Annotated in this window: 10 protein-coding genes; 5 read left to right on the forward strand and 5 right to left on the reverse strand. The window is 72.1% G+C overall.

What is annotated here, in order from left to right; genetic code table 11:
- Positions 1-2 precede the first annotated feature (2 nt).
- The 4 genes from I5071_RS29625 to I5071_RS29640 form a co-directional block, all read right to left on the reverse strand.
- Positions 3-2,051, reverse strand: a complete 2,049-nt coding sequence (locus tag I5071_RS29625) for an ATP-dependent DNA helicase (protein WP_236516612.1) — start codon at positions 2,049-2,051, stop codon at positions 3-5.
- Positions 2,052-2,190: 139 nt separating this feature from the next.
- Positions 2,191-5,040, reverse strand: coding sequence for a response regulator (locus I5071_RS29630; RefSeq protein ID WP_236516613.1), 2,850 nt, complete (start codon positions 5,038-5,040; stop codon positions 2,191-2,193).
- Positions 5,033-6,202 carry an FIST signal transduction protein gene (locus I5071_RS29635; RefSeq protein ID WP_236516614.1) on the reverse strand — a complete coding sequence of 390 codons (1,170 nt, stop codon included), beginning with the start codon at positions 6,200-6,202 and terminating at the stop codon, positions 5,033-5,035. The genes I5071_RS29630 and I5071_RS29635 overlap by 8 nt, the downstream gene beginning before the upstream one ends.
- 190 nt (positions 6,203-6,392) lie before the next feature.
- Entirely contained in the window at positions 6,393-10,280 is a 3,888-nt protein-coding gene (locus I5071_RS29640) for a serine/threonine-protein kinase PknK (protein ID WP_236516615.1), read from the reverse strand.
- Between I5071_RS29640 and I5071_RS29645 the strand changes: the two genes are divergently transcribed.
- The 5 genes from I5071_RS29645 (at position 10,262) to I5071_RS29665 (ending at position 17,164) form a co-directional block, all read left to right on the forward strand.
- Complete coding sequence (locus I5071_RS29645; RefSeq protein ID WP_236516616.1) at positions 10,262-12,583, forward strand: hypothetical protein; 2,322 nt, start codon at positions 10,262-10,264, stop codon at positions 12,581-12,583. The two genes, I5071_RS29640 and I5071_RS29645, sit on opposite strands and share 19 nt — an antisense overlap.
- The gene (locus I5071_RS29650; protein ID WP_236516617.1) at positions 12,580-13,092 is read left to right on the forward strand and encodes a ferric reductase-like transmembrane domain-containing protein; all 513 of its coding nucleotides are present in this window, start codon (positions 12,580-12,582) and stop codon (positions 13,090-13,092) included. Before I5071_RS29645 ends, I5071_RS29650 begins: the two co-directional genes overlap by 4 nt.
- A gap of 7 nt (positions 13,093-13,099) precedes the next feature.
- Entirely contained in the window at positions 13,100-14,221 is a 1,122-nt protein-coding gene (locus I5071_RS29655; RefSeq protein WP_236516618.1) for a 1-acyl-sn-glycerol-3-phosphate acyltransferase, read from the forward strand.
- Between the two features lie 199 nt (positions 14,222-14,420).
- A complete protein-coding gene (locus I5071_RS29660; protein WP_236516619.1) occupies positions 14,421-16,193 on the forward strand; it encodes an RNB domain-containing ribonuclease in 1,773 nt (590 codons plus the stop codon).
- Positions 16,190-17,164 (forward strand): pyridoxal-phosphate dependent enzyme, encoded by a 975-nt coding sequence (locus I5071_RS29665; RefSeq protein ID WP_236516620.1) that lies wholly within the window; start codon positions 16,190-16,192, stop codon positions 17,162-17,164. Before I5071_RS29660 ends, I5071_RS29665 begins: the two co-directional genes overlap by 4 nt.
- Here I5071_RS29665 and I5071_RS29670 read toward each other — a convergent pair.
- A complete protein-coding gene (locus I5071_RS29670; protein WP_236516621.1) occupies positions 17,148-18,347 on the reverse strand; it encodes a multidrug effflux MFS transporter in 1,200 nt (399 codons plus the stop codon). The genes I5071_RS29665 and I5071_RS29670 overlap by 17 nt on opposite strands.
- Between the last annotated feature and the right edge of the window lie 23 nt (positions 18,348-18,370).

An 18,370-nucleotide genomic window follows, 5' to 3' on the forward strand; every position in this document is an offset into this window, starting at 1 on the left:
CGCTACGATCTCCGTAGCAGCGCGAGCAGGTCCTGCTGTCCGCGCCAGAAGTCCTCGACCTCGGCGAACGTGTGGCATCGACGTGCGTCGGGGAGCGAGCGCAGGAGCACCTTGCCGTAGCCCTTCTTGCGCACGCGCGAGTCGAGCAGCGCGACGACGCCGCGATCACGCGCGGTGCGGATGAGGCGCCCGAAGCCCTGCTTCAGCGAGAGCGCGGCCGCGGGCACGAGGTACTCCATGAACGGGCTGCCGCCCTGCTCCTCGATGCGCGTGCAGCGGGCCTCGACGAGCGGATCGCTCGGCACCTCGAAGGGCAGCTTGTCGATCACCACGAGGCGCAGCGCGCGCCCCGGCACGTCGACGCCCTCCCAGAACGACTGCGTCGCGAAGAGCACGGCGTCGCCCGCGACGCGAAAGCGCTCGAGCAGCACGTTCTTCGGCGCATCACCCTGGGTCATCGTCGTGACGCGTCGCGCCGCGAGCGAGGGGCGCAGCCGGCGCGCGAGCTCGTTCATCACGCGCACGCTGGTGCACAGCACGAACGCGCCGCCGCCGGTGAGCGCGATCAGCGCGTCGAGCTCGGCCGCCGCGAGCGAGAGGAACGCGGGATCGCGCGGGTCGGGGAGATCGGGGAGATAGAGCGCGGCCTGCTTCGCGTAGTCGAAGGGCGAGGGGAGCACTTCCTCGTCGACCTCGAAGTCGATGCCGAGGCGCTGCTTGGTGAACGCGAAGGGCGTGCTCGGCGGCGTGGGCGCAGGCGCGGGCACGTCGCCGTCGGGCACGACGATCGTGGACGGCACGGGCTCCATCGCGTTCGTCGCGGCGCGTCCGGTCGCGAGGGTCGCGGACGCGAACACGATCGACTTGAGGCGATGCAGCACCTCGTCGCGGAAGAGCGAGCTCACGTCGACGGGGCTCGCGCCGATCGACACGGTGCGCCCGCGCTGCTGCGTCCAGGTGACGTGGGAGTGGCTCGGCTCGGCGATGGTGCCGATCGCGCTGCGCACCTGCTCGGCGCGTCGCGCGGTGTGGGCCATCGCCTCGCCCATCACGATGCGCAGGCGCGCGTGCTCGGCGAGCGCCTCGAGCGCGACGTCGAGCGCGAAGAGCGCGTCGCGCACCTTCGAGGTGAGCGCGCTCTCGGGGAGCGGATTGCGACCTCCCTCGGGACCGGTGCTGCGCGGGATCGCAGCCCAGAGATCGTCGGCGCGCAGGATGATCACGCGGAGGAGGCGCTGCGACTCCTCGTCGAGCGCGCCCACCGACGCGAACGCACGCTCGGCGTCGCGCACCAGCACATCGATGCGCTGCGAGCCGAGCTGCACGCCGAAGAACGCCGTCGCGACGTCTTCGATCTGATGGGCCTCGTCGAAGATCACCGCGTCGTGATCGGGGAGCACGCCGCCGCCGTGCGCGCGCAGCGCGAGGTCGGCGAAGAAGAGGTGGTGGTTCACGACGACGAGGTGCGCTTCGTCGGCGCGGCGTCGCGCCTTGGTCACGAAGCAGTCGTCGTAGTGACGGCACGCGCGCCCGATGCGGGTGTCGGAGCCGCTCTGGATCGCGGTCCAGATCGCGGCGTCCTCGGGGAGATCGACGAGCTCGGCGCGATCGCCGGTCTCGGTGCGCTCCTTCCACTCGCGCACGATCGGCAGCATGCGCGCGATCTCCGGCTTGGTGAGCGAGTCCGCGGAGCGCGTGAGCTCGCCGTAGCGGCGCAGGCAGAGGTAGTTCGGCAGTCCCTTGAGGACGGTGATCGAGAGCGGCCGACCGAGCGCGCGCTCGAGGCGCGGCACGTCGTGCTCGACGAGCTGATCCTGCAGCGTGCGCGTGCCGGTCGAGATGATCACGCGACGCCGCGACGAGAGCGCGGCCGGCACCAGGTACGCGAGCGTCTTGCCGGTGCCGGTGCCCGCCTCGATCAGCGCGACGCCGTCGTGGTCGAGCGCGCGCTCGACCAGCTCGGCCATGCGGAGCTGCGACGGGCGGCGCTCGTATCCCTCGATCGCCGCCTCGAGCAGGCCTCCTTCACCGAGCACGTCCCGCGCGCGCATGAGCGCTGTGCATAGCGCTCTTCGGATCGCGCGGGAAGCGCTCAGCTGGAGTGCTCGCTTGCGGCGGGCCCGCACGGGAGCGTGCTGCGCACGCGGACGGGAGGGCCCGTCGCAGGCGAGCCGATTTTGTCGACGCCTTTCAGGCGCGCGTCGCCGCGACCGCGGCGAGGTGCTTGCGGATCGTCGAGATCAGGAGCTCTCGATCGACCGGCTTGGTCAGGTAGCCGTCGCAGCCCGCGGCGCGGGCGCGCGCCTGGTCCTCGCGGCTCGCGTGGGCCGTGAGCGCGATCACCGGGATCGATGCGAGCGCGCTCGCCTTGAGGCGCCGCGTCGCTTCCCATCCGTCGAGCCGCGGGAGCGAGAGATCCATGAGGATCAGGTCGGGATGATCGCGGTTCGCGCGGTCGAGACCGTGCTCGCCGTCCTCGGCCTCGATGATGTCGAACGTGCCCGCGAGATAACGCCGCACGACGTCGCGGTTCTGTGCGGAGTCCTCTACGTAGAGCACGCGCGGGAGCTTCGTCGCGCCGAGGCCCTTCTGCTCGAGCAGGAGGCGCTTCGCCTCGGCGACGACCTTCTCGATCGAGACACCGTTCTTCTTCACGACGGTGGCGATGCCGTCGCGCAACACGCGCTGCTCGTCGTCGGAGAGCTCCTTGCCGCTCAGCACGACGACCGGCGAGGTGATGCCCTCGCGGCGCAGCTGATCGAGCAGCGCGAAGCCGCTCATGCCCGGCATCACGAGGTCGAGCACGATGAGCCCGGGGCGAGTCACCCGCGCGCGCAGCAGCGCGTCCTCCCCGCTGCGTGCCTCTGCTGCCGAGAAGCCCGCGGCGCGGAGGTGACGGCACACCAGCTCGCGCGTCGGCGGGTCGTCATCGACCACGAGCACCTCGCCGCGATCGGCGCCGACGCTGCGGCTCACCACGTCGACGAGCCGCGCCGCCTCGAAGGGCTTCACGAGGTACTCGCACGCGCCGAGCGAGAGCCCGCGCGTGCGCTGTTCCTCGACCGAGATGATGATCACCGGCGTCGTCGCAAACGCGGGATCGCTCTTCAGCTCCGCGAGCACCGACCACCCGTCGAGCTTCGGCAGGTGCACGTCGAGCACGATCGCGCTGGGACGATGCTCGCGCGCGGCGGTGAGCGCGGCGACTCCGTCGGTCGCGAGCTTCACCGTGACGCCCTCGCGCTCGAGCTCCGCCTTGAGCAGCTGGTGGATCAGCGGATCGTCGTCGACGACGAGCACCGTGGTGCCGGGCACGATCTCGTAGCGATCGGAGCCGCGTCCCGTCTTCACGGTGGTGCGCGACTCGCCCGCCGCGAACACCCCGGGGAGCCTCACCCGGAACACCGAGCCACGACCAAGCGTGCTCGTCGCGTCGACGTTGCCGCCGAGCACGCGACACAGCTCGCGCACGATCGCGAGGCCGAGGCCGGTGCCGCCCACCTTGCGCGTGCTCGAGCCGTCGACCTGGCGGAACTTCTCGAACACGAAGGGCAGCTGATCGGGCGGGATGCCTGCGCCGGTGTCTTCGACCGAGAGCACGAGCGCGTCGACGTCGCGCTTCACGTCGACGACGACCTCGCCCGCCTCGGTGAACTTCGCCGCGTTCGAGAGGAGGTTGAGGAGGATCTGACGGAGCTTGAGCCCGTCGGTGTCGATCGTGTCGACCTCGGGCGGGATGGACGCGTAGATCTCGACCTGCTTGCCCTGCGCGTACTCGCGCACGGTCGCGATGCACTCGTCGATCAGCGGGCGCAGCTCGACCTGCTCGCGCACGACGTCGACATGGCCCGACTCGATCTTGGAGAGATCGAGGATGTCGTTGATCAGGCCGAGCAGTGCCTTCGCGTTCGCTTTGACGACGTTGAGATCGCGCCGCCCGTGGGGCGTGAGGCGCGAGCCCTCCTCGCGCATCAGGAGATCGCAGTAGCCGAGGATGCCGTTCAGCGGCGTGCGGATCTCGTGCGAGAAATTCGCGAGGAATTCGCTCTTGAGGCGCGCGGCGGACTCGATCTCGCGGGCGCGCTCTTCCTCGATGCGCTTGGCCTTCGCGAGGTCCTGCGCGAGGCGATCGAGATCCTCGTTCTGCTGGCGGATGATCTCCATCTGCAGCGCGCGCTGCTGATAGCTCGCGAGGGTGCGCGCCGAGACCGCGCGCGACTTCTTGAGCTCGTCGAGGCTCGCCTCGAGTCGGCGGTTCGCCTCGCGGAGCGCTTCCTCGGCCTGGCGTCGCTCGGTGACCTCCTCGGTCACGCCCATCACGTAGCGACGACCGTCGCGATCGGTGATCGGGACCTTGCGGGTGCGCCACCAGAGATCGACGCCGTTCGCGCGCGCGACCTCGTCCTTGATGGTCACCTGACCGCTCGCGAGCACCGCGCGATCGTCGGCGGCGAACGCGTCGGCCTGCTCGGGCGGGAGGTACTCGTGGTCGAGCTTCCCGAGCAGCTGCTCGCGCGGCATGCCCATGAAGTCGACCATCAGCTGGTTCACGACGCGGAGCCGCAGCTCGTCCGCGTCCTTCACGAAGAGGACGAAGGGCATGCTGTCGACGATCGCCTGGACCAGCGAGCTCGAGGTCGCGTCGGGCGCGGGCCAGTCGTTGGTGCGGCCCGCAATGCGCGAGAGCTCGCGAAGGAGCGCGGGCCCGAGGCGCGCGAGCTGATCGAGGCTCACGTAGTCGAGCGCGCCGCCGCGGATCATCGCGTCGCGCATCTCGCGATCGTCGTGGGCGGACGCGAGCGCGATCATCGGCAGCGAGAGGCCGCGCGAGCTCCACGCGTGGCGCGCGGTGGGCGCGTCGAGCGTGGGCAGCGAGAGCACGATCGCATCGGGCGGATCGGCGAGCGCGGCGATGAACGCCGCTTCGGTCGAGACGGTCTCGGGGGTGACGCGGAGCTCGGCGCGCGCGAGCTCGGCGACGACCTGCGACGCCACGTCGGGCGCGGCGACGATCAGGACGCGAAGGGCGCGCTCAGTCATCGTTCTTCCCGAACGCGAGCGCGGTGAGCGTCGTGTTGATCTGGAAGCCCGAGTAGATCTCGAAGAAGACGTTGAGGCCGGCGGCGGGCGGGGCCTTGGTGAACGCCTTCGAGAGCGCGGCGTGCTCGCCCTTGCCCTTCGCGTACCAGTCGCGCGCGGTGCAGTGGAAGAGCAGCGCGGCGGTGGGATCGCCGCCGACGCGGCGCGGGAGCTCTTCCTCGAAGAAGCGCTGGGTGGACGCGGCGAGATCGTCGAGCTGCATGAGCTCGAGCTCGACGCCTTCGTCGATGAGGTTCGCGAAGAGGATCGAGCCGTCGTCGAGGGGCTTCCAGGGCGCGCGGATGAAGTGCTCGCGGCCGACCTTGAGCGCGGTGGGACGGCGCGCGAAGCCGTCGGGCTTGCCGAACTCGAGGTCGTCGACGCTCACGCCGAGCAGCTCCGCGTAGCGCTTGGCGGCGGGCTTGCCGTCGATCTCGAGGGCGCGCGTGCAGGTCTCGTCGATCTTGGTGACGCGCAGCGTCTCGCCGGTCGGGCGGTACCAGTGCGAGCGCAGCGCGGCCCAGGGCGCGCTGGTGCGGAAGAGCGCGAGGACGACGGCGTCGGTGACGACCTCGCCATCGACGTGGAGCAGCGCGGTCTGCTTGGCGGGGTCGGCCTCGGCGCAGTTCGCGCCGCCGCCGACGAGCGTCAGCGCGGGGTTGCGATCGAGCACGCCGAGGAGGAGCTCTTCCTTCTTGAAGCGGAAGCCGTCGTCCATGACGAGGCCGACGTGGCGGCGCGGGTCGACGTCCTGAGGGCGGACGCCGAGCTCGTCGCAGGCGCGCTGCATGGCGCGGGCGCCGGCGCCGATCGCGTCGGCGGAGAGATCGGTGCCGAGGCCGAGCGCGACGTCGAAGTCGCCGGTGAGCGCGGAGAGGACGACGGTGCCGTCGTGGATGCCGTCGCGATCGATCTCGCCCGCGGTGCTCGCGCCGATGATGCGCGTGCCGCGAGGGAGGCGCGCGCGGAGCGCGGCGTTGAGCGCGCGGTGGTCGCGATCGCTCGACGCGAAGACGGTGACGAGCTTCGGGGTCGCCGAGCCGAGCGAGGTGAGGAGCGCCTCCGCGGCGCGCTCGGGGTCTCGCTCGGACGTGCGGGCGCTGTTCAGATCGATGCGTGCCATGCCGCTCCTGGCGCGCGGACGGTTCCGTCCGGCTTGGGAAGTTCCGGCAACAGAGTACCAGGGACCGTCCGTGGTTGAGCTTCCGTCGCGGTTTGTTTCCGTCGGACGGCAGACCTGCAGTGATACGGCCCCGAAACCGACCGTGGTTGAGTTTCTCGGCCCGCTCACATCACCAAACGGCGACGTCCCCTCACCGCGACAGCCGCCCCACTGCCTCCGCGTGCTCCGCGATCCCGAGGTACGCCTCCCGCACCCGCTCGTCCCGCATCGCCGCCGCCCGCGACCGCACCCGCGCCGCCGCCTCCGCGATCGCGCGCTGCGCGTCCTCCCCGCGCCCCGCCGCGATCAGCGCATCCGCGCGCACCAAGCGCAGCGCGACGTCCCCCGCGACCGATCCCGCGCCCGCGAGCGCGAGCCCTCGCTCGCAGATCTCCAGCGCGCCTTCGGCGTCCCCTCGCGCCAGCCGCGCCCGCGCGAGCGTCACGCACGCCTCGGCGCGAATCCCCGGCGGGAACCGCTCCCCGGCGACCACGCTCTCCGCCTCGCGCGTCGCGCCCTCGACGTCGCCGCGCATCAGCGAGATCGTCGCACCGCTCACCCGCGCCCGCGCCTCGGTCACCGGATCTCCCGAGACCATCGCCTCCGCGAGACACGCACGCGCGATCGCCTCCGCCTCCGCGATCTCACCACGCCGCGCGAGCGGCAACACCAGCTGCGCGCGCGCTCGCTCCGCGTACGCCACGAGCCCCATCGCCCGCGCCCGATCGTTCATGCGTCGCGCCTGCTCGACCGCGCGATCGCTCCATCCGATCGCGGCCAGCGCGATCGCGAGGTGCACCCCCGCGATCACCGCGTAGCGCAGCTGCCCGCACTCCTCGAGCGCATCCACGATCGCCTCGCCCTCACGCACGTAGGGCTCGGGATCCCCGGTGAAGAGCGCGCGCACCGCATGCAGCCACGAGCGCACCGCGATCACCAGCGCACGATCCTCCTCGTGCGCCGCGTCGGCACCGTCCATCGCGCGCAGCATCGGCTCCGCGAGATCCGCGCGCCCCGCGACGAGCATCTCGATCACCGTGCGCGCCACCGCCAGCGCATGCGTCGCGCTGGTCGTCCCCCGCGCGCGCGGCAGCTCCTCGAGCAAGCTCTTCGCGGCGAGCTCGAGCTTCGCGTGATCACCGAGACGACACCCCGCGACCGCGAGCTCGGCCGCGGCACGCGCGCGCGGTCCACTTCCCGGAGGCGACAGCGAGAGCGCCTCCTCGGCGAGCCGCGAGTGGTCCTCGCTCTTGGCGCCCCATCCCAGCGCTTCCGCCTGCAGGAGCCGGAGCTCGCCGAGCATCGCGCCGCTCGCGCCGCACTCCACACCACGCTCGGCGCGCGCGATCACCGACGCGAGATCGTCGCCCTCGAGCGCCTGCTCCGCGGCCCACAGGTACCAGACCACCGCACCCTGCGGCTCGCCTCCGCGCTCGAGGTGCTGCGCGAGCACGATCGCATCGCGCTCACCTGCCGCCTCGAGCCACGCGCCCGCGAGCCGATGCGCGAGCTTCGCGTCGCGCGTCGTGAGCATCCCGTACGCCGCGTCGCGCACCAGCACGTGTCGGAACGAGAGCTCGCGCTCGTCGCGGAAGCGCGATCCCGGATGGCGCGTCACGAGCTCGCGCTGCGCGAGATCGTCGAGCGTCGCCTCGAGCTCTTCGCGTCGCTCCTCCGAGAGCAGCGCCGCGACACCGCCGACCCAGAAGACGCCACCGAACACGCTCGCTGCGCGCAGGATGCGTCGCTCGCCCTGACCGAGCCGCTCGAGGCGCGCCTGCGCCATCGCGAGCACGGTGTCGGGCAGCTCGTTGCCGCGGCCCTCGGCGACCGCGCGGATCAGCTCCTCGAGATAGAACGCGTTGCCGCCCGCGCGCTCGATCAGCGCGGCGGTGGTCGCGTCGTCGGCCCGATCACCGAGCACCTCGCGCACCAGCTTGCGCGCCGCGCGCTGCGTGAGATCGGAGAGACGCACGTGCTGCATGCGTCGCTCGCTCCAGAGGTCGGGGAAGATCGTCGCGACCTCGGGGCGCGCCAGCGCGAGCGCGAGGAACGGACGATCGCGCAGCGTGCGCAGCGTCGCATCGACGAAGCGCACGGTCGGCAGATCGCCCCAGTGCAGATCCTCGAGCACCACGACGACCGGCTGCACCGCGCACTCGGCGGCGACGAACGTCTCCCACGCGCGGAGCATCTGCTCGCCGAGCAGCGCGCCGTCGTCGCGCGCCGCGCGCAGCGCCGGCCTTCCTTCGTCGGGGAAGCGCGCGCCGACCATCTCACCGAGGAACTCCGCGACGCGCTGCGACTCGCTCGCCGGCACGTGACGCGCGACGCGCGCGACGAGCTTGTGCCGCCACACCTCGGGCCGCTCGCCGTCCACAAGGCCCGCGACGTGGCGCACGATCTGACCGAGCATGCCGAACGACGAGCCCGCCGCGATCGGCTCGCCGCGCGCCATCCACACCGAGACCGGCTCACCGCGCGCCTCGATCGCCCGCAACAGCTCGTGCGCGAGCCGCGACTTGCCCGCGCCCGCCGGCGCGGTGACGAGGATCGCGCTCGCGAGCGGCTCGCCGAAGCACTCGTCGATGGCCGCCTCGAGCATCGCCATCTCGCGCTCGCGTCCCTCGAACGGCGCCGGCTTGCCGAGGAGGTTGCGCGCAGGCTCGGCGCGCGTGCGCTCCGAGACGAGCTCGAGCCCATCGGCGTCGCCACCGAGCTCGAAGCGCGTGTCGAGCAGGCCCGCGGTGGTCTGATCGATGCGGATCGCGCGCTGCTCTCCGGGCGCGAGCTCGAGCAGCGCCTCGGCGCGCGTGACCACGTCGCCGAGCTTCGCGGCGGCGGACGCGTCACCGCGACCCATCGCGATCGCGATGCGTGCCCGGGGAAGGATGCGCCGCATCGCGAGCGCACATCGCGCGGCGCGCGCCGCGAGATCGATCGCCACCCCGCTGCCTGCGAGCACGACGATCGGACAACCGTTCGCGAGGATGTCGAGACGCCCCCCGAACGTGTCGGCCGCGGCCGCGAGCTCGCGCGTGCCGCCCTGATCGGGATCGGCGAGCACGGTCGGTCGCGTCGCGCGCGCGCGCAGATCTTCGTCCGCGAGCACGACCGACATGAGCCTCTGCTCGTCGTCGCTCACCGCGGGCCCTTCGTCCTCCGCGGCACGCACGATCTTCGCGCGCAGCTCGTCGCCGAGATCGGGATCCGACGCGATCGAGTCGAGCGCAGCCGCGATCTCGAGCATGGCGGGTCGCTCGCTCGGCTCCTTCTGCATCATGCGATGCACGAGGTTGTCGAGCGCGATCGGGACGTCCTCGCGCACGTCGCTGATGCGCGGCGGATCCGCGAGCAGGATCTTCGCGAGCACCTCCATCAGTCGATCGCCCGCGAACGGCGCGCGACCGGTGAGGCACTCGAAGAGCACGCAACCGAGCGAGAACACGTCGGCGCTCGCGTCGATGTCGCGTCCTTCGCCCGCTTGCTCGGGCGCCATGTAGCCGATCGTGCCGACGACCTGGCCCGTCATCGTGACCGCGCGCGTGGCCGCGTGGAGCTGACGCGCGATGCCGAAGTCGAGCACCTTCACGCGCGCGACCTCGCCGCCCACGAGGAACACGTTGCTCGGCTTCACGTCGCGATGGACGACCCCGCGCTGGTGCGCGGCATCGAGCGCCTCGGCGACGCGACGACCGAGCTCGAGCGACTCGCGGAGCGTGAGCGGTGCGCGCGCGAGGCGACGCCCGACGTCTTCGCCTTCGAGCCACTCCATCGCGAGGTACGCGGTCGGCGCGGTGGCGTGCGCGACGTAGCGGACGATGCCGGGATGCTCGAGGCGCGAGAGGAGATGGCCCTCGCGGAGGAAGCGGCGCTCGTGCTCTTCGCCGCTCCAGTAGAGGAGCTTGAGCGCGACGCGCTCGCCGGTGCGCCGATCACGCGCGCGATGCACCTCGCCCATGCCGCCCGCGCCCGCGAGCTGCTCGAGCACGAAACGATCGTCGAGCACCGTGCCCGGGCGTGCTTCTTCGCGCCTCAAGCGAGGGGCCTCGGAATGAAAGGAACGCGGGCGCTCACGACGCTCGCATCGTCGGCCGCCGCGCGGAGCGCGGTCAAGCGTGCGCAGCGTCGAGTACTCTCGTCGCTCTCGTGCGCCCCCGCCCGGTCCCTCCGCAGCTCGCGATCGTCGTCCTCGCGCTGGTGATCGCGGCGGTGGCGGAGGTCGCGAGCTTCGCAGGGCTCGCACTGTCGTACGTCGTCGCGTGGGGCGTGGTGAACGCCGCGCTCGCGCTGGGGATCGCGCTCCCCGCGCTCGACTCGAAGCGGTTGGTGGTGACGGTCGCGCTGATCGTGATCGCACCGGCGATCGCGATCGGGTCACGGATGCGGGCGCTCGCCGAGCACGAGGGGCTGCTCGGGGTCGAGGCGCACCTCGCGGATCGGCTGCGGCTCGAGCAATCACCGGCGATCCATCCCGACCTCGTGCGCGGCGATCACCCACAGCGTTACTTCGTGCGCGCCGAGGACGCGGCGGCGGTGCGCGTGACCCTCGCGCCGGGGGTGCGCCCGATCGATGCGGTCTCGCTCGGGCATGGAGTCTTCCGCGTCGACTACGACCCGCGCGCCGAGGGCGCGCCGAGCACGACCGGCGATGTGCAGGCGCGCATCGAGGTCGACGGCGACGTGCACGAGCGCGCGATGGAGGTGATCGCGCCGCTCGCTCATCCGCGCTGGCTGCGCGCGAGCGCGGATCGCACGAAGGCGTGCACGACGAGCGAGGAGACCGACGAGCTCGTCGTGATCGGTGCGCACGGGCTGGTCGCGCGGCGGGTGATCGACGATGCGCCGAGCGACTGCGCGTGGATCGGCGAGCGTGTCGTCGTGGTGTTCCGGCACGCGCCCACGCTCGCGATCGTCGATCCGTCGAGCGATGCGATCGAGCGCGTGGAGATCGGGCCGTGGGGACATCGCGTCGCGGTGAGCGACGATTCGGCGCGCATCGCGATCGCGCACGAGGACGGGCGCGTCTCGATCGTCGACGTCGCGTCGCGCGCGGTGACCCGCGCCGAGGTGCGCGGGCTCGCGGACTGGATCGTCTTCGACGAGGACGCGGTGATCGTCGCGCGGCGTGCGCCCGCCGCGCTCTTCCGGATCGTGAACGGTCGCGTCGCGCGCACCCGCACGCTCGCGGCGCCCGCGGTCACGATGACGCGCGGCGTCGATCCCACGATCGTGCTCGCGACGACCGACTGGACCGAGGAGTTCACGCCGCCTGCGCACCTCGGCAATCACTACGTCCAGGATCAGATCGCCGAGCTCGACGCCCGCACGTTCGAGACACGTCGCGTGCTGCCGACGGCGCACCGCAGCCCGCGTCAGGATGCAGCGGGAGGGCTCGATCGAGGCATCTCGCCGATCGGCGTCGACGTCACGCCCGATGGGCGTTGGATCGTCGCGTTCGCGGGCTCGGACGAGATCGCGATCCTCGATCCGACGCGGGGCCTCGCGCCGCGAACGATCGACGTGACGTCGCTCGGGCTCGGCGCACCGATCTCTGCGGTCGTGCTCGAGGGCGGGACGATCGCCGCGAGCTCCGCGGCCGGGGGGCGCATCGTGCTGCTCGATCCGCGCACCGGACGGGCGCGCGACACGATCGCGCTCGCGCCCGACGACGCGACGCTGCTGCGCGACGATCCCGACGCGCTGCGTCGTCGGTTCGGAGAGCGCGCGTTCTACGAGGGCACGCGGGCCGGGATCTCCTGTCAGAGCTGTCACCTGCACGGCGCGAGCGACGGGCTCGCCCACAACATCGGTGGCCAGGTGCTCGCGCCGACGCTCGACGTACACGGCGTGCGCGGCACCGCACCGTACCTGCGCGACGGCAGCTACCCGCGCATCGGCGATCTCCACGAGGTCGCTGACACGCTCTATCGCGGGTTCCGCGAGCCGGCGGGTGATCGCGCGGCGACGCTCGAGGCGTGGATCGCGTCGCTGCCGCCGCCCCTGCCGCTCGCGCGCGGCGATCTCGAGGCCGAGCGGCACGGGCTCGACGTGTTCGTGCGCTCGGGATGCCCCGACTGCCACGCACTGCCCGCCGCGAGCGGGCTCGGACGTCATCCGATCGCGAGCGTGTTCCCGGACGCCGACGCGCCCGCCGACCTCTCGCTCGACACGCCGTCGCTGCGCGCGACCGGGCGGCGCAAGCGATGGCTGTTCGACGGCCGCGCCCGGACGCTCGGCGCGATCTTCATCCGCGAGAACGGCGCGGATCGCCACGGCCACACGCGAGGGCGCTCGTCCGTGGAGATCGCCGATCTCGTTCGGTTCCTGGAGTCGATGTGAGCGAGCTCGACGTGCTCCGGGCGAGCGGGTGGGCGGTCGCGCTGCTGCTCGTCGCGACCCTCTCGATGACGCCGCTCGCGCGCGTCCTGCCCCGGGCGCGCTCCGTGCGCCGGCCGCTCGGCATCGCGAGCGCGTTCGTCGCGTGCGCGCACGCCACGGTCGCGACACGTACGTACCTCGACTGGCAGGGACTTCCGTCCGAGGTCGCCGGCGTCGCGTGGCTCCGATCGGGTGCGCTGGCGCTCGCGCTGCTGCTGCCGCTGCTGATCACGTCGTTCCCGATCGCGACGCGGGCGCTGCGAATCCGCGCGTGGAAGCCGCTGCACCGGCTCGTCTACGCGGCCGCCGCGCTCGCGGTGCACCACGTGCTGCTGGCGCCGTTCGCGCCGCGGTGGTGGGGAATCGCGCTCGGCGCGGCATTCGCAGGGCTGGCGATTTCGCGGGTGACGCCCCATCGTCGCTCGGGCGAGGTCCCCGTCGCCGATGCGGGCCGCTCGGTCGAGCCGTGATGGTTCCGTGACTGAACGGTGCGTTGCCAAGTGGGCACACAGAGGCGATATGCTTGCGGCAACAAGGTTCGGCATGCGCCGGTACGACGTCGACTCCATCGACAACCGCGATCGCAAGGCGATCGAGCGGACGCTCAAGGTCCTCGAGCCGGTCCTCGAGCGCTTCTTCTCGCCGGTGATCCGCGGTCTGGACCGAGTGCCCTCGGGGCCGGGTCTGTACGTCGCGAACCACAACGGCGGCGTGCTCTTCCCGGACACGTACGTGCTCGGAGCGGCGCTCTATCGGCACGGCGGGCTCGAGGACCTGCCCTACGCGCTGGCGCACGACATGGCGGTGCGGACGCCGATCGCGAACCAGATCCTGGTGCCGCTCGGCGGTGTGCGAGCGAGCCCCGCGAACGCACACAAGCTGTTCGAGGCGGGCCGCAAGGTGCTCGTCTATCCGGGCGGCGACGTCGAGGCGCTCCGGCCGTTCAAGGATCGCGACAAGATCGTGTTCGGCGAGCGTCGCGGGTATCTGCGGCTCGCGATCGAAGAAGGTGTGCCGCTGATCCCGGTGGTCACCGCGGGCGCGCACGCGGGGCTGATGGTGCTCGACGACGGCGGGCGCATCGCGCGGTGGCTGGGCATCGATCGGCTGCTGCGCGTGAAGGTGTGCCCGGTGGTGCTCTCGGTGCCGTGGGGGCTGACGATCGGGTTCCCGCCGCCGTACGTGCCGGTGCCGACGCGGATGTTCATGGAGGTGCTCGAGCCGATCGAGCTGGATCGGGCGGGGCCCGAGGCGGCGAACGATCGGGAGTACGTCGAGCGGTGCCATCGACGCGTGGTGGGCACGATGCAGGCGTCGTTGACGCGCCTCGCGCGAGAGCGCGCGGTGGACAAGCGGGCGCGGCAGCTGTCGACGCTGGACCGGGTGGTGGACTGGGTGGGGCTCTCGCCCGAGCAGCGTGATGCGATCGAGGAGCTCGCGGTGCGGGCGCACGTGATGCCGGGGCGCGAAGTGGAGCGGCTGGCGTGGACGACCGTGCCCCCGGTGGACGAGCGGGAGCGGGAAGTGGAGCTCGACGAGCTGGAGAGCGGCGAGCACGTGATCGGGGTGGGGGCCGAGTCGGCGGTGGCTCGGGTCTGAAGGGGGGTGGGGGGTGACCCTATTTGGGGGCACAAACCTCAACCACGGTCGGGTTTCGTCTACGATTTAGGACGCAAAACTCAACCACGGTCAGCTTCCGTACCACCATCCACAGACACAAAACCTCAACCACGGTCGGTTCCACCCTTCCTCTTCGCGGACACCCGCGCCTCGCCTCCGCGCCGCGTATCCTTCCCCGGTGCTTCCGCGCCCCCTGTCCCGCAATCGCTTCGTCGCGATGGTCGCCCCCGACGGCCGAGCCGTCCGCGCCCTCGTCGAGGACGAGCCCCTCCCCCTCCCGACCCCCGCCACCCCCGGCGCGATCGTCCTCGCCCGCCGCGACGCCGACGCCGCCCACGTCCTCCGCGAGCTCGCCGCGCCCGGCACCGCCCTCGCCGAGCTCCACGCCATCGCCGCGCGCTTCGGCGTCGACATCGCCTTCCCCGACGAGGTCATGTCCGAGGTCGAGCGCACCGTCGCCGACCCGCGCCTCGACGCGCCCGAGCTCACCGATCTCGAAGCGCTCCCCTTCGTCACCATCGACTCCGCCCACGCGAAGGATCTCGACCAAGCGATCCACGTCGCCCCCCGCCCCGACGGCGGCTGGATCGTCCGCTACGCCATCGCCGACGCCGGCTCCTACGTCCCGCGCGGCAGCGCGCTCTTCGCCGAAGCCCTCCGCCGCGGCGCCAGCTACTACCTGCCCGGCCTCTCGATCCCGATGCTCCCTCGCCCGCTCTCCGAGGGCATCGTCTCGCTCAACCCCGACGGCCCGCGCCGCGCGCTCGTCTTCGAGATGCACCTCGACGCGCAGGGCCACTCGCTCGACACCCACCTCGTCCGCGCGCGCATCCGCAGCCGCGCGAAGCTGAGCTTCGAGTCGGTCCAGCAGCTCTTCGACGCGCCCGATCGCAGCGAGCTCAAGGGCACCGAGATGGAGCCCTCGCTCCGCGCGATGGCCGAGGTCGGGGAGGCGCGCCTGCGCGAGGCCGCCGAGCGCGACGTCGTGCGCTACCGCCGCCGCGACGTCGACGTCGCCCTCTCGAGCGCCGCGGGCGAGCGCTTCGTCGTGCTCGAAGGCGTGCGTGCCGATGTCGAGCTCTGGAACGAGCAGATCTCGCTCCTCTGCAACGCCGAGGGCGCGCGCCTCCTCGCCGAGACCGACGCCCCGTTCGTGCAGCCGATCTATCGCATCCATCCGCCTCCCGATCCCGAGCGCGTCGAGAGCCTGCGCGAGGCGATCGTGCGCATCGTCGACGCGCATCGCCTCGGCGACGAGTGGAAGTGGGACGAAGGCCGCGCGAGCCTCGCGGTCTACGTCGCGTCGCTCCCCGAGCACGGCACGCACGCGCGTGTCGCGCGCGCCATCCAGCGCCAGGCGATCCTCACCAACGTGCGCTCCCGCTACGCGACCGAGCCCGCCACGCACTACGGCGCCGGCTTCGAGCCCTACGCGCGCTTCTCGGCGCCGATGCGCGAGGTCGTCGGTGTGTACCTCCACGCCGAAGCACTGCAGATGCTCGAAGGTCGCGGCGTCGACGGCGAGGACGCGGAGGCGCTCCGCGAGCGTGTGGTCGACGCCGCGAACCGCAGCAAGGACGTGCAGCGCGCGATCACCGATCTCGTGAATCGCCGGGTGATCGATCGACTCTTCGAGGCCGATCTCACGCACCCGCGCGCATCGCGGCGCGTGTGGCGCGGCACCGTGATGGGCGTCGCAGGCAGCAAGCTGCACGTGCAGCTCGACGACCCCGGCATCGACGTGAAGGTCTATCTCTACGATCTCGCGCAGGGCTGGGGCGGCGTGTGGCTCGAGCCCGACGAGCACGGCGTCGTGCTCCGCGAGCAGAAGACCAAGCGCGTGCGCGCGATCGTCGGCGACGCGATCACGATCCGCGTCGTGAAGCGAGACGAGAGTCGCGATCGCTGGGTGCTCGAGGCGCTCGCGATCGGCCCGGAGGCGGAGCGATGAGCGAGCGATACGCAGCCGATCTCGCGGCAGTGCGCGAGGCAGCAGAGCGCATCAGGCCCTGGGCGATCCGCACGCCGGTGATGACGTCGAGCACGATGGACGCGCGCGCCGGGCGGACGCTCTTCTTCAAGTGCGAGACGTTCCAGCGCGTCGGCGCGTTCAAGTTCCGCGGCGCGTGCAACGCGGTGATGAAGCTCGACGACGCGAGCGCGGCGCGCGGCGTCGCGACCCACTCGAGCGGCAACCACGCGCAGGCGCTCGCGCTCGCCGCGAAGCTGCGCGGCATCCCTGCGCACGTCGTGATGCCGACCAGCGCGCCCGCGATCAAGAAAGAAGCGGTCCTCGGCTACGGCGCGAACGTCATCCCGTGCGCGCCCACCCTCGCCGCGCGCGAGGAGACGGCGGCGCGCGTGGTCGCGGAGACCGGCGCGACGCTGATCCCGCCCTACGATCATCCCGACGTGATCGCGGGCCAGGGCACGATCGCGCTCGAGCTGCTCGAGGAGATCCCCGATCTCGACGCGATCGTCGTTCCGATCGGCGGAGGCGGGATGATCAGCGGCATCGCGCTCGCGGCGCGCGAGCTCGCACCGCGCGTGAAGGTGATCGCCGCCGAGCCCGCGGGCGCCGACGACGCAGCGCGCAGCAAGGCGGGAGGCGTGCTCGTGCCTCAGACCGGGCCGAAGACGATCGCCGATGGGCTCCTGACGTCGCTGGGATCGCTGACGTGGCCGGTCGTGCGCGACGTCGTCGATCGCGTGATCACGGTCGACGAGGACGCGATCGTGCGCGCGATGCGGCTCGTGTTCGAGCGCATGAAGCTCGTCATCGAGCCGAGCGCCGCGGTCGGGGTCGCGGTCGCGCTGAGCGACGCGATGCGTGAGGTCGAAGGCGCGCAGCGCGTCGGCGTGGTGCTCTGCGGCGGGAACGTCGATCTCGATCGACTGCCGTGGATCACGCGGCCGGCGTGACGCGCGCCAGCGCGTGCGCGCGGAAGAGGAAGACGAGCGACACCGCGGCGCACGCGAGCATCACCGTCGTCATCGCGCGCGGCGTTCCATCGGAGAGCAGTCCCACTGCCGCCGACGAGGCCGCGGCAATCGCGAGCTGCATGGTGCCGAGGAGCGCCGATGCGAGACCGGCGCGTGCATGCTGGTGCTCGAGCGCGACCGCCGTCGCGTTCGGGTTCGTGAGCCCGAGCGTCGCGACGTAGATCCAGATCAACGACGCGTGCACGAGCGCGGTCCCGTCGATCGCGGTCAGCCGCAGCACGACGCCGATCACGAGCGTCACGACGATCGCGGCGCGTGCGATCTCGCCCGGCTCGGCACGCATCAGCGCGCGACGATTGACCTGCGCGCTGAGCACGTACCCGGCGGCGTTCGCGCCGAAGATCCACGCGTAGGTCGCGGGCGCCATGCCGTGGTGCTCGATGAACACGAACGACGAGCCGGCGATGTACGCGAACAACCCGGCCTGCGCGAAGCCGCCGCCGAGCGCCGCGGTGACGAACACACGATCGCGCAGCACCTGCTTCGCAGCGTGAGCGATCGGCTCGGGCGCGCGGGGAGCTTGGACGTCTCGCAGACCGATCTGCGTCGCGACGAGGGCGAGCACTCCGAAGACCGCGAGCGCGACGAAGATGGCGCGCCATCCCGCGACCGCGAGGAGCGCGCTGCCGAGCGACGGCGCGAGCACGGGCGCGGCGCCCATCACCAGGACGAGCAGCGACATGATCCGCGCCGCGTCGCGCCCCGACCAACGATCGCGCACGACCGCGCGCGTCACGACCATGCCCGCGGATCCGCCGACCGCCTGCACGAAGCGCGCGGCCGCGAGCAGCTCGATCGTCGGCGCGAGCGCGCACGCCACCGCACCGATCACGAAGAGGACGAGGCCGATCGCGAGCGGGCGGCGGCGCCCCAGCCGATCGGCGAGCGGTCCCCACACGAGCTGCGCGCTCGCGAGGCCGAGGAAGAACGTCGAGAGCGTGAGCTGCGTCGCGGCCGCGGAGGCGTGGAGGTCGCGCGCGATCTCGGGGAGCGCCGGGAGATACGCGTCGATCGAGAGCGGACCGATCGCGGTGAGCCCGCCGAGCAGGAGCACGAGGCCGAGCGCTCCACGCTCGGGAGGATCGGAGCTCGGAGCGCTCATCGAGAGGAGCCTTCGATGCAGAG

The sequence above is a fragment of the Sandaracinus amylolyticus genome, assembly GCF_021631985.1.
Taxonomy (GTDB): Bacteria; Myxococcota_A; Polyangia; order Polyangiales; family Sandaracinaceae; genus Sandaracinus; species Sandaracinus amylolyticus_A.

Coding starts and splice junctions, on each gene's coding strand:
- I5071_RS29670 (WP_236516621.1), bottom strand. CDS start 18,347: ATGAGCGCTCCGAGCTCCGATCCTCCCGAGCGTGGAGCGCTCGGCCTC.
- I5071_RS29625 (WP_236516612.1), bottom strand. CDS start 2,051: ATGCGCGCGCGGGACGTGCTCGGTGAAGGAGGCCTGCTCGAGGCGGCG.
- I5071_RS29630 (WP_236516613.1), bottom strand. CDS start 5,040: ATGACTGAGCGCGCCCTTCGCGTCCTGATCGTCGCCGCGCCCGACGTG.
- I5071_RS29635 (WP_236516614.1), bottom strand. CDS start 6,202: ATGGCACGCATCGATCTGAACAGCGCCCGCACGTCCGAGCGAGACCCC.
- I5071_RS29665 (WP_236516620.1), top strand. CDS start 16,190: ATGAGCGAGCGATACGCAGCCGATCTCGCGGCAGTGCGCGAGGCAGCA.